The sequence below is a fragment of the Vibrio algivorus genome, from assembly GCF_030161215.1.
Classification (GTDB): domain Bacteria; phylum Pseudomonadota; class Gammaproteobacteria; order Enterobacterales; family Vibrionaceae; genus Vibrio; species Vibrio algivorus.
On record NZ_BSPV01000004.1, the window covers coordinates 80419 to 94231 of the forward strand.

Genomic DNA, 13813 nt, shown 5'->3' on the forward strand with positions numbered 1-13813 from the left:
TTGTAAGCCTCGCCAGATAAGGCGGCTGTATAGTTATCCACTAAATTTGTGGATAAGTGTGTGAATGAAACCTGAGCAAGTTTTTGTGTTGGAGAGTTAAAAGTGAAACGAAGTGAATGGCTGTATGTAATGGCTTGTTTTTGCTTGGTTTTTGTGGTTTTTACATTTGAGGGTGTTTGTGAGTAAAAAATGAAAATACGACTGAAAATGTAAAATCAACAACTTTTTGGGGAAAACCCGTGGATGAAAAGTAAGTGATATATTGGGTGAAATTTTGCGCGGGGTGAGAATACTACCAAACCGAGAAAGGCTAAGCTAGAGTAAAGATGACTTTTTTAGAACATATTTTTAGTTAAAAAAACTACCACATCATTTGCTGTGACTTAAAGCGTTAATAATAAGCTTGTGATAAGGTCAACCAATCGAATAAATAGTCGAGAATTCCCCATTTAAGAGGCAAGTATGAGTAAGTTGTATCAACTGGTTTCCGATTATCAACCAGCCGGCGATCAGCCAGAGGCGATTGCAAAATTATCTGAAGGTTTGGAAGTAGGATTAGCCCATCAAACGTTATTAGGTGTAACGGGTTCGGGTAAAACATTTACCTTAGCCAATGTGATCGCTAAAGCGCAGCGCCCAACTATTTTACTTGCCCCAAATAAAACGCTTGCTGCGCAATTGTATGGAGAAATGAAAAGCTTCTTTCCCAATAATGCGGTCGAATATTTTGTCTCTTATTATGACTATTATCAGCCGGAAGCGTATGTGCCTACCACTGATACCTTTATTGAAAAGGATTCTTCGGTTAACGCCCACATTGAGCAAATGCGTTTATCTGCCACGAAGTCTTTAATTGAACGTAAAGATGCGATTATCGTTGCCTCTGTTTCGGCGATTTACGGTTTGGGTGATCCGGACTCTTATTTAAAGATGATGCTGCATATTCGTCGTGGTGACATTTTGGAACAGCGTGACATTATTCGCCGTTTAGCAGAGCTGCAATACAGTCGAAATGACATGGTGTTTGAACGGGGTAACTTCCGAGTTCGAGGGGAAGTGATAGACGTGTTTCCTGCCGATTCTGAGCATGATGCAATTCGTCTGGAAATGTTTGATGAAGAAGTGGAATGCATCAGCGTTTTTGATCCGTTAACGGGTGCGATTAAACAACGAGATATTGCACGTGCCACCATTTATCCTAAAACTCACTACGTAACACCACGTGAACGTATTCTTGAAGCGATTGAAAATATCAAAGATGAGTTGGTTGAAAGACAAAAAGTATTACGAGAAAACAATAAGCTGTTAGAAGATCAGCGTATTACGCAACGTACGCAGTTTGATATCGAAATGATGAATGAATTGGGATTCTGCTCTGGTATCGAAAACTATTCACGTTATTTAAGTGGACGTAAAGAGGGGGAGCCACCACCGACTCTATTTGATTACTTGCCTCATGATGGATTACTGATTATTGATGAATCTCACGTTACGGTGCCACAAATTGGTGCGATGTATAAAGGTGACCGCTCTCGTAAAGAAACTTTGGTCGAGTTTGGTTTTCGCTTACCTTCAGCGTTAGATAACCGACCACTGCGTTTTGAGGAATTTGAATCGCTCGCTCCGCAAACCATTTATGTTTCAGCCACGCCAAGTGCGTATGAGTTAGATAAGTCTGGTGGTGATGTGGCTGAGCAAGTCGTGCGCCCAACCGGATTACTCGATCCTGAAATTGAAGTTCGTCCGGTTGCTACGCAGGTAGATGATTTACTATCGGAAATTCGTCAGCGCGTTGCGGTGAATGAACGTGTACTCGTGACTACCTTAACTAAGCGTATGGCAGAAGACTTGACTGAATATTTGACGGAGCATGATGTTAAAGTCCGTTATTTACACTCAGATATAGATACGGTTGAACGTGTTGAAATCATTCGAGATCTGCGTCTAGGTGAGTTTGATGTATTAGTCGGCATTAACTTACTTCGAGAAGGCTTAGATATGCCTGAAGTATCTTTGGTAGCGATTTTAGATGCTGATAAAGAAGGATTTTTACGTTCAGAACGCTCATTGATTCAGACTATTGGTCGAGCGGCACGTAATATTCAAGGTAAAGCGATTTTATATGGTGACAGTATTACAAAATCGATGCGTAAAGCGATAGATGAAACGGAACGTCGCCGTGCTAAACAGCAGCAATATAATGAAGAGATGGGAACGACTCCTCAAGCGCTGAATAAAAGCATCCAAGATATAATGGAGTTGGGCCATGTTGGTACTCGCAAAGGTAAGAAAGACAGTAATGTAATTTCTCTGTCTAAAGTGGCAGAGCAAGCTGCCGAGTATCAAGCGTTAACACCACAACAGCTTGATAAACAAATAAGCCAGTTGGAAAATGAAATGTATCAACACGCTCAAAATCTGGAATTTGAACAAGCGGCCCAAAAACGAGATGAGATTGAGAAGTTACGAGCGCAGTTTATTGTGAATAGTTAAAAGAGGTTACGAGTTTCTATCCCTAGTTTCTAGAAAAAGCACCAGTTGCTTGTGTGGCTTACCTAGGAACTAGGGACCCGTATCTAGAAACCTTTTGTTTACTGCAAAATAATCTTTTCAATTTCTTGTTGGAGTTTTTTACGATCATGACGCCATTCATGATTAGGTGAGGCGAGATTCACTTCAATACATTGATAGTTTTGATCGACACTTTCAGAAAAATTTTCACCGAGTAATACATCAACTTTACGACCGTCACAAGCACGCTGACACCACTTCAGTTTTTCTTCTAGACTCATCATCCCAGCCGGGCCAAATTCATTATCTAGGTTATCAACAAACACGAGTTTGGCTTGAGTGTTTTGGGCAATGGCTTTGCCAATGTCAGGCAGTAATAGTGGCGGCATAATGCTGGTCAAGAAACTACCTGGACCTAAGATAATGCAATCTGCCGATAAAATAGCGTCAATGCCTTCAACTGTTGCGGGAACTTCAGGCTCCACATATAAACGTTGTAGAGGCTCAGACATATCATCGACATTAGTTTCACCACGTACCCATTTCCCAGTTTTTGACAATGCAGTCAGATCAGCAGGGTGTTCTGACATAGGTACAATATTCACTTCAACCTTTAGCATGTCACAAATTAAGTGGATTGCATCTAGTGGGCGAATCGATAGGTTATCTAGCGCAGTGAGCATTAAATTCCCTAGATTATGGCCGTTTAATTCTCCGGCACCTCGAAAACGATATTCAAACATCATTGAGCTAATATTAGGTTCAGTAATAAGCTGATTGATGCAGTTTCGGGTATCTCCCCAAGCAATACCACCTTGGCATTGTCGAATACGTCCGGTGGAGCCACCGTTGTCAGTGGTCGCAACAATACCTGTAGCATTAGCCCCAAAATCTTTTAGTGCTGCTAGCATGCGGCCTAGGCCATGACCGCCACCGATTGCAACGACTTTTTTGGTTTTATGGATAGGCATAAGTTAGTTTCTCTGTTGAATTGACCTTAATACTAATCGTATTAATTATCTGTTCATCCTTGCTTGTTAAAAGACTCGATAACTGCGTTAGAAATTTTGATTGTAGAATAACTACTTATCAAAAATTTTTGCCTTGTTTTCAAGCCTTTTTTCGGCGCAATTTCTGACCACCTAATTAATGTGATTGGTATAAATGACAATTCTTTGATATCAATTAACTAAATATAACGACCTTATGCCTAAATGGGTATGGAAAAATCTCGTTTTCTTGCGTACCATTTAAAAACAGTGTTATTGAATTCTTTATCAATAACTCCGTCATAACTCCGAGCGTTAATCACTAAGTTCATTATTCGTTGTATCAATATTCCTTGTATCAACGGCTAGTGGATAAGTTTTTAAAGCCAGTGACATACTGTCACCAGGGTTGGTTTAGAAATGAATCTTCCTCCCGTATTTGGAAAGGTGTTTCGTGACTCAATTAGTTTCTCAATATATTCCTGATTATTCGGGCGTATCCGATGTGGCATCTTCTACATCAACCACAGAAAACGCTCAATTTGTCGATCGTTTTTCGCGCAAGTTTTATTATTTGCGTCTGTCGATCACCGATGTGTGTAATTTCAAATGCACTTATTGTTTGCCTGATGGTTATCATCCAACCGGCAAGAAAAACTCATCTTTTTTAAACCAAGCTGAAATTAAACGTATCGTCAATGCCTTCGCCGATTGTGGCACTACCAAAGTGCGCATTACAGGTGGTGAACCTACACTACGTAAAGACTTTAATGACATCGTTGCGTCGGTTGCACAGACCTCAGGTATTACAAAGGTAGCGACTACAACCAATGGCTACCGTATGGCTAAACAAGTTGGTGACTGGAAAGATGCAGGTTTAACGCATATTAATGTCAGTGTTGATAGCCTTGACCCTCGCTTATTTCATCAAATTACGGGTGAAAATAAATTTCATGATGTGATGACCGGTATCGACCGCGCATTTGAGGTAGGTTATAAGCAAATCAAAGTAAACGTAGTGCTATTGAAACAATTTAATGGCCATGCGTTACCGAGCTTTTTGAACTGGATTAAAGATCGCCCAATTCAATTACGTTTTATCGAGTTAATGCAAACCGGTGAAATGGATGAATTATTTGAACAGCAGCATCAGTCTGGTGTCAGTATTCGTAATCATTTAATTGCTAATGGTTGGTTACTGAAGGTTAAAGAAGCCAATGATGGTCCTGCACAAGTATTTATTCATCCTGACTATCAGGGTGAAATTGGCCTTATCATGCCGTATGAAAAAGGTTTTTGTGAAACCTGTAATCGACTGCGTGTCTCTGCAACAGGTAAGCTACACCTGTGCTTATTTGGTGAAGAGGGTGTTGAACTGCGTGATTTACTCCAACAGGATGAGCAAGAAAAAGACCTCATCGCGCGAATTCAAGGTGCGCTTGATACCAAATCTGTTAGCCACTTTTTACAAGAAGGCAAAACGGGCATGACACCACATCTGGCTTCTATTGGTGGTTAATCTTTCCATTTATACCCAAGTGAATTCTGCATCTTGAAGTTACTTGGGTATATATTTTGATTTTTTGAGGTTATCAACATGGCACGTGTTGCTGCTGAGTTTAAGCCTGCACGAATTGCAGTCTTGACCGTATCGGATTCTCGAACCCCTAAAAATGACACATCGGGTGATTATTTTGTTGAGCAAATTCAGCAAGTAGGGCATCAATTGGCTGATCGTCAAATTATCGCGGATAACAAATATCAAATTCGCGCCTTGGTTTCGGGGTGGATTGCCGATGATTCTATTCAGGCAGTCTTAATTAGCGGTGGCACGGGCTTTACCGCAAAAAACTATACAACGGAAGCACTGCAACCTTTATTTGATAAGCAAGTAGAAGGTTTTGGTGAGATTTTTCGTATGCTGTCTTTTGAGGATATTGGCTCATCGAGCTTACAATCTCGTGCAATCGCTGGAATGGCTAACCAAACAGTTATTTTTGCGATGCCAGGTTCGACGGGGGCATGTCGTCTAGGTTGGGAAAAGTTAATCAAGGAGCAGCTTGACGCACGTCATCGCCCTTGTAATTTTATGCCTCATCTTTCCGCTTAAAAAATTCTAATAAGGAATGATATTTATGTCTCAATTTACTCATATTAATGCCTCTGGCGAAGCTAATATGGTCGATGTGTCTGCTAAACAAGAAACAGTACGTGAAGCTCGTGCTGAAGCTTGGGTAACCATGTCGAAAGAAACACTCGATCTTATTGTGTCCGGTTCACACCATAAAGGTGATGTATTTGCTACTGCGCGTATTGCGGGCATTCAAGCGGCTAAAAAAACATGGGATTTAATTCCACTTTGCCATCCTTTACTACTTTCAAAAGTAGAAGTGCAATTAGAAGCTAAACCGGAAACCAATCAAGTTCGTATTGAATCTGTGTGTAAGCTAGCTGGAAAAACAGGCGTTGAGATGGAAGCGCTAACTGCGGCTTCTGTTGCAGCGTTAACTATCTACGATATGTGTAAAGCAGTACAAAAAGACATGGTGATTGGTCAAGTTCGTTTACTTGAAAAAACCGGCGGTAAGTCTGGTCATTTCGTGGCTAATTAATAATCTTCGGAAGGTTGAACAATGATTAAAGTTTTATTTTTTGCTCAAACTCGCGAGTTAGTTGGTGTTGATTCAGTGACAATCGAAGCAAACCAAATTACGGCAGAGATGTTACGTCAGCAGTTATGCGACAAAGGTGAGCAATGGGCGCAAGCGCTACAGTCTGGCAAATTGCTGGTGGCGGTCAACCAAGATATGGTGAAAATGGACACTATGCTTAAATCTGGTGATGAGGTTGCCTTTTTCCCACCAGTAACAGGAGGCTAATATGTCTTCAGCGGGTATGGTTAAAGAAATGGTCAGCGTACAGTTTGAAGACTTTGATATCGGTATTGAATATCAGCAATTAGCACAAGGCTCTGATGCAGGTGCGGTGGTAACCTTTGTTGGTAAAGTTCGTGATATGAACCTTGGAGATTCCGTTACCGGGTTGAGTCTAGAGCATTACCCAGGGATGACAGAGCGTTCTTTAATTCAGATTTGTGAGCAAGCAAAATCACGCTGGCCATTACTGAATATTAGAGTGATTCACCGTGTTGGTGATTTAGATTTGGGTGATCAAATTGTATTCGTTGGAGTTTCAAGTGCACATCGTAATGCGGCGTTTGAAGCCTGTGAATTTGTCATGGATTACTTAAAAACCCAAGCACCATTTTGGAAAAAAGAGCGCACCACAGAAGAAGTCCGTTGGGTAGAATCTCGTGATTCAGATGCCAAAGCGGCGGATCGCTGGAAATAATATCAATCACACTAGTATAAATATCAGCACCGTAATGAAAAAAGGCCAATGATTTAAATCCATTGGCCTTTTTGCTGTTAATGATGATATAGATGAATCTTAGTTACAGCTTGCTGCGCCTAAGTTTTTCCACACACCCCATTCACCAGTTTGGCTTGGGTTTTCACCAGTTGTCCACCATTTGGCTTCATATAGAGTACCATCTAGTGTGACTTGATCACCGCCAGTATAAACGGCTGAAGCATCCCATACATTGTCACATGTTGGATCAACGGTGCCTGACTTTTTCAGTACAACCACTGAGGCTGAAGCTTCGCTCGTCAATTCACCATCACTTACGGTTACTGTGAAGTTTAGTGTTGTATCTTGCTCATACTCACCTGCAACAAAGCTAATGCTTGAACCTGAACCTGTTACGCCTGATGGTAGAGTCCAAGTGTAAGTAAGTGCATCGCCTTCCTCATCGGTTGAACCAGAAGCATCAATCGTTACTGTATCACCTGCATTAACTTGAGCAGGGGCGCTTAAGTTTGCAACTGGCGCAGTGTTTGTAGGCTCTAGGTCAACAGGGTTAACGGTAATGACAACATTATCGCTATCAGTAGCACCTTCATTATCAGTGACAGTTAAAGAGAAGCCTAAAATTTGGACTTCGGTAACTTCACTAATATCAAAGCTAGCGGTTGCAGAGCTTGAGTTTTGCAGAGTAACGGATGGACCAGAAGTTTGCGTCCATTGGTATGATGCAATGCTGCCATTACGATCACTAGAAGCTGATCCATCAAGTTGTACCGTCGCAGGACCTACTACAGTTTGGTCTGCACCTGCACTTGCGGTCGGTGCATAGTTAGTTGGTTCACCCGCTAAACCTTCGTGCATGGCATTCAAAATATCGCCGTTATCAGCATCAATTTCCCAGGAGAATAAACCCGCTAAACCTAGGTTACGTGCATATTGGCCTTTCGCAATGACAGAGCGTTCATTATCGTATGTGACTAACTTACCATTAGAACGGTTCCAAACCCATGCGGCTTCAGCTTGTTCATCATAACCTGTTTCAAAGCCATTGATGCCTTCACCGTTTGGACCGATCATGGTGCTTTTCACACCTTTATAATCAATAACACCTGCTTCCCAAACACCTTGCTCTTTCGTTCCGGTTAGCTTGCCGTTACCAGTCCCCGTCATTGGATCACCTGCAACGGTTAAGCTTTCAGGCATTACACCATCCCAACCACGGCCATACATAGCAGCACCTACAACCAGTTTATTCGCTGGAACACCTTGTTCTAGCAAAATTTTGATTGCGTTATCTGTCGTATAAGCAGGGCCTTTGTATGGTTCGCCTTCTGCATCAATACCTGTGCCATCACATTGACCTGGGCGCATAAAGCTACCACAGTAAAGTGCAGTTTGGTGTCCAGGAACATTATTCCAACCACCGTAGAAGTCATAAGTCATGGCAAAGATGTAATCCATATATTGAGCAGCGTCAGCATAATCGACATCTTCCAGTTTGTCGTAACCAACACCAATCGCTGAAGTCAGTTCATATTCTTTACCATTTTGAACTTCGAGCTCATCTAACATGGCACGTAATTCACGCATTAGCGCAATATAAGCAGGACCATCGTTAACAGGATCACCTAGGTCAGTAGCTTGACCGCCGCCACCAGGGAATTCCCAGTCAATATCCACACCGTCAAAGAATTTCCAAGTGGTTAGGAACTCTTTAACTGATGCAACAAAAATGTCTCGCTTAGATTTGTCAGTGAATGAGAAAAATGGGTCAGAAAGCGTCCAACCACCGATAGATGGGACAATTTTAAGATCAGGATTACGCTGCTTAAGCGCCATCATCATGCCGAAGTTACCTTTGATAGGCGTATCGTACTCATGACCTGCTTGTTTGAAGCTTTTTTGGTATGCAGCCCATGGGTCATGGATAACCACGTTGTAATCTGGCACGCCCTGACAAGCGGTTTGCAATGCATTAAAGCTGTTACCACCTACCGATTTAAGCGATTCATTTGGTCCACAAATAGGAATAAAACCGTAAAGAATATGGGTTAGGTTATCGACAGGAATATTATCAACAGTGTAACCGCGGTCATAAATACCCCATTCAACAAAGTAAGTACCGACAACGGTATTTGGATCGGTATTATAAGTTTTATTGTTAGGGTCTACATTCATGGTTAACGGTGCTAAGTGAGAACCGTCAGTATCAGCAATTGATAGCTCAACTGGCTGAGTTTTACTACAACCGGTTGCATCACACGCTTCAATTTCCATTTGATATACACCGCCTTGGGAGTATTCAAATGAAGCCGTCGTTTTGCTGCCGCTAATTGGGCCAGTTGCGACTTTTTCACCATCAAAGTAAATGTTGTAAGTGTCGCCAGTTTCTCCGCTATATTGATTGAAAATAATATCGATTTGAGCATTTTCATGGTACTGAACCATGCTGTTGTAACCTGATGTGGTTTCCATTGCTAAATCAATTTTGGAGAATTTTAAATTTTTTGAACCGTACATATCTAAGCTTGGAGCAGTAGGTGCGGCCATTACTGACGCTGAACCTAACGCTAAAGCAATACTCACTGCAGTGAGATTGAAACGTTTCATAGTCATTTCTCTCTTTAGTCCTTTCTTAATGTGCTCACCTAAAAAAGATCAGGTGAAACCTGCACTTCACTTGTGCATCAATGGCAGTGTTGATGAGATAACGTGACTCAACAAAGAACAAAAAGACAATTTTGAATCGATATACAATTAATAATTCGCGTTATGAAATATCTTTCAAACAAACTCTCTTTGAAGTCTCTATTTGATAAAACTTGTCAAAAATAGGCTTGAAAGTAATAAAAATTGAGCTACGTAAAACAGGAAGTAAAAGATTGAAATTCACATAGGTAGAGTGAATTTAACTATGCAATCGATTTCATTTGGATATACATACTGTTAATAGGGAAAAGTGTAACCTATGTTATGTTTTTATAATTTTGTAGTGGTAGATCCCAGAAAATATTGATAGCTTGTTCCGCTCTATATATCGCTATAGCTGTATTGGTTAGAGTAAAAATCGCACAAAGCTTTAAAAACTAGTGAAGACTACTAATTGACCAGTGTTGGATAGTTATAATCGATATAAAGATGTCACGGATGCATTAATATAAAAAATTGGAGTTTACCCATATGCGTAAAAATAAAATCACTCAAGTGATCCTACTTGGTGCCGGTCTTGCTTTCGGTGCTGCTTCTCTTTCTGCTTCTGCTGCTCAAGTTCCGGCAGGCGTTAAATTAGCGGAAAAACAAGAATTGGTGAAAGGCAACGGTGCAGAAGTTGCTTCTATCGATCCACAGAAAACAGAAGGCGTGCCTGAATCCAATGTGATTCGTGATTTATTTGAAGGCTTAGTTAATCAAGACGCAGACGGTAACGTTGTTCCTGGTGTGGCTGAAAGCTGGGAAACTCAAGACAATAAGACATTTATCTTCCATTTACGTAAAGATGCAAAATGGTCAAATGGCGATCCTGTGACTGCCGATGATTTTGTTTTTACTTTCCAACGCGCAGTTGATCCTGCTACTGCATCACCATATGCATGGTATCTAGAAATGACTACCATGAAGAATGCAGCGCAAATTATTTCTGGTAAAGCGGATAAATCAACCCTTGGCGTGAAAGCTCTTGATGCTAATACACTTGAAGTGAGCCTTGAATCTGCCGTGCCTTATTTTGTGAAAATGATGGGCCACACGACGGTTAAGCCAGTGAATAAAAAAGTACTGGAGAAGTGGGGCGATCAGTGGACGAAGCCTGAACACTTCGTCAGTAACGGTGCTTATGTACTGGATAGCTGGGTACTGAATGAGCGCATGGTGCTAGTGCGCAATAAGAATTACTGGGATAACGACAGTACGGTTATTAATCAAGTGACTTATCTACCAATCGAAAGCCAAAACGCTGAAATGAACCGTTTCTTAGCTGGCGAACTCGATATGACCGATGAATTACCAAATGAGCAATTTAAACGTCTACAAAAAGATCACCCTGAAGATGTCATGGTAGTCGGTAACCTATGTTCTTATTACTATGGTTTCAATAACCAAAAGCCACCGTTTGACGATGTACGTGTGCGTAAGGCTCTTTCTTATACTATCGACCGTGATGTGATGACACGTATCTTGCTTGGGCAAGGTCAAAAACCTGCTTATTTCTTAACACCAGAAATTACTGCCGGTTTCCATCCAACTATGCCGGAATACGGTACATGGACACAAAAAGAACGTAATGAGAAAGCAAAGCAATTGTTAGAAGAGGCTGGATATAATAAGTCGAATCCTCTTAAATTTAACCTGCTTTATAACACCGATGATAACCACAAGAAAAATGCCGTTGCGATTGCATCTATGTGGAAAAAATCACTTGGCGCGGTTGATGTGACTTTAGAAAACCAAGAGTGGAAAACTTACCTTGATACGCGTCGCCAAGGTAATTTTGACGTAACTCGTGCGGGTTGGTGTGGTGACTATAACGAAGCTTCTGCGTTCTTGTCTCTAATGCAGTCTAACAACAGCTCGAATGACCCTCGTTACCATAGCAAAGAGTATGATGCGGTAATGGAAAAAGCACTTAACTCGACAAGTGACGAAGAGCGTGCTGATTTGTATGCGGAAGCAGAGAAACTATTGGCTCGTGATATGCCAATTGCCCCTATTTATCAATACGTGAAAGCTCGTTTGGTTTCACCGTTAGTAGGTGGCTTCCCACAAAATAATGCGGAAGATAAAATTTATACTAAAGATCTGTATAAAATCGCTAAGTAATTATTGCTAAAGATTAGGTTCTGTATGGAGACATGCAGAACCTATTTTCGTTTTAAAATGATCACTAATCTAATACTCCGCGATGATTCATCTACCAATGGGTTAAGTAAAAAACCTGTGATACAAATTAGAGTTCAACTTTTTGTTTTATATGATACAAAACATGAATTTATGACAGTTCCACAAATATAATAAAAATAATATAACAAGGATGCTCATTGATGATGGGCAAGCTATTTATTAGTCACAACTGGAAGTTTTACTATGTTTAAATTTATTTTTAAAAGGCTTATCGAAGCGATACCGACCCTGTTGGTATTGATCACGGTGTCTTTCTTCCTGATGCGCTTTGCACCAGGTAACCCGTTCTCGAGCGAACGTCCGTTACCTCCTGAGGTCATGGCCAATATCAATGCTAAATATGGGCTCGATCAGCCGGTATTAGTGCAATACACCACTTATTTGACCAACATTTTGCAAGGTGATTTTGGTCCATCATTTAAATACCAAGATTACACCGTAAATGAATTGGTTTACGCCGCTTTGCCGGTATCAGCTAAAGTCGGCTTCTTTGCATTCGTCTTTACTGTGATTATGGGGGTAGGGGTTGGAACCATTGCGGCGCTGCGGCAAAATACCTGGGTAGACTACACCATTATGTCGACTGCCATGCTCGGGGTAGTTATGCCCTCATTCGTATTAGCACCTGTTTTGATTTATATCTTCTCGATTAACCTAGGTTGGTTCCCTGCTGGTGGTTGGAAAGACGGTGGTTTCCAGTATTTATTCTTGCCTATGGTTGGCATGTCTCTGCTTTATGTGGCTACGTTTGCTCGTATTACTCGTGGCAGCATGATTGAAACGTTAAACAGTAACTTTATTCGTACGGCGCGTGCGAAAGGTTTGAGCTACAAATATATTATTTTTAAACATGCGTTAAAACCTGCATTGCTTCCAGTTGTGTCATACATGGGCCCAGCATTTGTTGGCATCATTACTGGTTCTGTGGTTATCGAAACCATTTTCGGTCTGCCTGGGATTGGTAAATTGTTCGTTAACGCTGCATTCAACCGTGATTACTCACTAGTCATGGGAATTACCATTCTGATTGGTTTCCTCTTTATTCTTTTCAATGCCATTGTCGATGTACTACTGGCTTATATTGATCCGAAAATTCGTTACTAATCAGGGAATGACGCTATGTTAACTAAAAAAGAAAATTTAGAAGCGATCGAAAAGTTCTCTGAGAACTTAGAAATTGAAGGTCGCAGCCTTTGGCAAGATGCTCGTATTCGCTTTATGCGCAACAAAGCCGCAATGGTGAGTTTGGTGATTTTGGTGTTGATTACCTTATCGGTGATTTTCCTACCAATGTTTGCCCAGTTTGCTTATGACGATACCGATTGGTACTCACTGCAAGCCGCACCTTCTGCTGAACATTTATTTGGCACCGATAGCCTAGGCCGAGATTTGTATGTGCGAACCTTAATGGGGGGACGAATCTCTCTTATGGTTGGAGTACTAGGTGCCTTTGTTGCAGTATTAATCGGTACTTTATACGGCGCAGCCTCTGGCTTTATCGGCGGTAAAGTTGACCGCATTATGATGCGTATTTTGGAAATCTTATACGCAGTACCTTTCATGTTCCTAGTGATTGTACTAGTGACTTTCTTCGGTCGTAATATCATTTTGATCTTCGTTGCGATAGGGGCAATAGCCTGGCTGGATATGGCACGGATTGTACGTGGTCAAACACTCAGCCTACGTAATAAAGAGTTTATCGAAGCGGCGCACGTTTGTGGCGTGAGCAATTGGAAAATCATTACTCGTCACATTGTGCCAAACGTATTGGGTATCGTTGCGGTTTATTCAACGCTACTCGTACCAAGCATGATTCTAACCGAGTCTTTCTTATCTTTCCTAGGTCTAGGGGTGCAAGAGCCAATGACCAGCTGGGGGGCATTACTGCAAGAAGGCGCACAAACCATGGAGATTGCAATTTGGCAATTAGGTTTTCCTGCGGCATTTATGGTAGTCACGCTGTTCTGCTTTAACTATGTCGGCGATGGTTTGCGCGATGCGCTTGATCCAAAAGACCGTTAGTCGCTGCCCTCAGCTAAATAGAATTT

The 13813-nt window shown here is 41.4% G+C and carries 11 protein-coding genes and 1 riboswitch; of the genes, 9 read left to right on the top strand and 2 right to left on the bottom strand.

Annotated elements, in window-relative coordinates:
- The first annotated feature begins 462 nt into the window (after positions 1 to 462).
- Positions 463 to 2493 carry an excinuclease ABC subunit UvrB gene (uvrB, locus tag QQJ93_RS05990; protein ID WP_089122643.1) on the top strand — a complete coding sequence of 677 codons (2031 nt, stop codon included), beginning with the start codon at positions 463 to 465 and terminating at the stop codon, positions 2491 to 2493.
- A gap of 98 nt (positions 2494 to 2591) precedes the next feature.
- Here the strand turns inward: uvrB and yvcK are convergent, their stop codons facing one another.
- Positions 2592 to 3482, bottom strand: a complete 891-nt coding sequence (yvcK, locus tag QQJ93_RS05995; protein ID WP_089122644.1) for a uridine diphosphate-N-acetylglucosamine-binding protein YvcK — start codon at positions 3480 to 3482, stop codon at positions 2592 to 2594.
- Positions 3483 to 3794: 312 nt separating this feature from the next.
- Positions 3795 to 3966: riboswitch (molybdenum cofactor riboswitch) on the top strand.
- A 39-nt stretch (positions 3967 to 4005) separates the two neighbouring features.
- On the opposite strand from yvcK, the gene moaA reads away from it, so the two are divergent.
- The 5 genes from moaA to moaE all read left to right on the top strand — a co-directional run bounded on the left by moaA (position 4006) and on the right by moaE (position 6851).
- A complete protein-coding gene (gene moaA, locus QQJ93_RS06000) occupies positions 4006 to 5019 on the top strand; it encodes a GTP 3',8-cyclase MoaA (protein ID WP_089123565.1) in 1014 nt (337 codons plus the stop codon).
- Between the two features lie 78 nt (positions 5020 to 5097).
- On the top strand, positions 5098 to 5610 hold the full coding sequence (gene moaB / locus QQJ93_RS06005; protein WP_089122645.1) for a molybdenum cofactor biosynthesis protein B: 513 nt from the start codon (positions 5098 to 5100) through the stop codon (positions 5608 to 5610).
- Positions 5611 to 5635: 25 nt separating this feature from the next.
- Positions 5636 to 6112: a cyclic pyranopterin monophosphate synthase MoaC gene (moaC, locus tag QQJ93_RS06010; protein WP_089122646.1), complete on the top strand. Its 477-nt coding sequence runs from the start codon at positions 5636 to 5638 to the stop codon at positions 6110 to 6112.
- 21 nt (positions 6113 to 6133) lie between these two features.
- Positions 6134 to 6379 carry a molybdopterin synthase sulfur carrier subunit gene (gene moaD / locus QQJ93_RS06015; protein WP_089122647.1) on the top strand — a complete coding sequence of 82 codons (246 nt, stop codon included), beginning with the start codon at positions 6134 to 6136 and terminating at the stop codon, positions 6377 to 6379.
- Between the two features lie 16 nt (positions 6380 to 6395).
- Entirely contained in the window at positions 6396 to 6851 is a 456-nt protein-coding gene (gene moaE, locus QQJ93_RS06020) for a molybdopterin synthase catalytic subunit MoaE (protein WP_089123566.1), read from the top strand.
- 99 nt (positions 6852 to 6950) lie between these two features.
- Here the strand turns inward: moaE and QQJ93_RS06025 are convergent, their stop codons facing one another.
- Positions 6951 to 9479 (bottom strand): glycosyl hydrolase family 18 protein, encoded by a 2529-nt coding sequence (locus QQJ93_RS06025; protein ID WP_089123567.1) that lies wholly within the window; start codon positions 9477 to 9479, stop codon positions 6951 to 6953.
- Between the two features lie 570 nt (positions 9480 to 10049).
- Here QQJ93_RS06025 and QQJ93_RS06030 point away from each other — a divergent pair.
- From QQJ93_RS06030 to oppC, 3 genes are all read left to right on the top strand, one after another.
- Positions 10050 to 11684, top strand: coding sequence for an ABC transporter substrate-binding protein (locus tag QQJ93_RS06030; protein WP_089122648.1), 1635 nt, complete (start codon positions 10050 to 10052; stop codon positions 11682 to 11684).
- Positions 11685 to 11948: 264 nt separating this feature from the next.
- Complete coding sequence (gene oppB / locus QQJ93_RS06035; protein WP_089122649.1) at positions 11949 to 12869, top strand: oligopeptide ABC transporter permease OppB; 921 nt, start codon at positions 11949 to 11951, stop codon at positions 12867 to 12869.
- Between the two features lie 15 nt (positions 12870 to 12884).
- Positions 12885 to 13787 (top strand): oligopeptide ABC transporter permease OppC, encoded by a 903-nt coding sequence (oppC, locus tag QQJ93_RS06040; RefSeq protein ID WP_089122650.1) that lies wholly within the window; start codon positions 12885 to 12887, stop codon positions 13785 to 13787.
- Positions 13788 to 13813 lie beyond the last annotated feature (26 nt).

Coding starts and splice junctions, on each gene's coding strand:
- uvrB (WP_089122643.1), top strand. CDS start 463: ATGAGTAAGTTGTATCAACTGGTTTCCGATTATCAACCAGCCGGCGAT.
- yvcK (WP_089122644.1), bottom strand. CDS start 3,482: ATGCCTATCCATAAAACCAAAAAAGTCGTTGCAATCGGTGGCGGTCAT.
- moaB (WP_089122645.1), top strand. CDS start 5,098: ATGGCACGTGTTGCTGCTGAGTTTAAGCCTGCACGAATTGCAGTCTTG.
- moaC (WP_089122646.1), top strand. CDS start 5,636: ATGTCTCAATTTACTCATATTAATGCCTCTGGCGAAGCTAATATGGTC.
- moaD (WP_089122647.1), top strand. CDS start 6,134: ATGATTAAAGTTTTATTTTTTGCTCAAACTCGCGAGTTAGTTGGTGTT.
- moaE (WP_089123566.1), top strand. CDS start 6,396: ATGGTTAAAGAAATGGTCAGCGTACAGTTTGAAGACTTTGATATCGGT.
- QQJ93_RS06025 (WP_089123567.1), bottom strand. CDS start 9,479: ATGAAACGTTTCAATCTCACTGCAGTGAGTATTGCTTTAGCGTTAGGT.
- QQJ93_RS06030 (WP_089122648.1), top strand. CDS start 10,050: ATGCGTAAAAATAAAATCACTCAAGTGATCCTACTTGGTGCCGGTCTT.
- oppB (WP_089122649.1), top strand. CDS start 11,949: ATGTTTAAATTTATTTTTAAAAGGCTTATCGAAGCGATACCGACCCTG.
- oppC (WP_089122650.1), top strand. CDS start 12,885: ATGTTAACTAAAAAAGAAAATTTAGAAGCGATCGAAAAGTTCTCTGAG.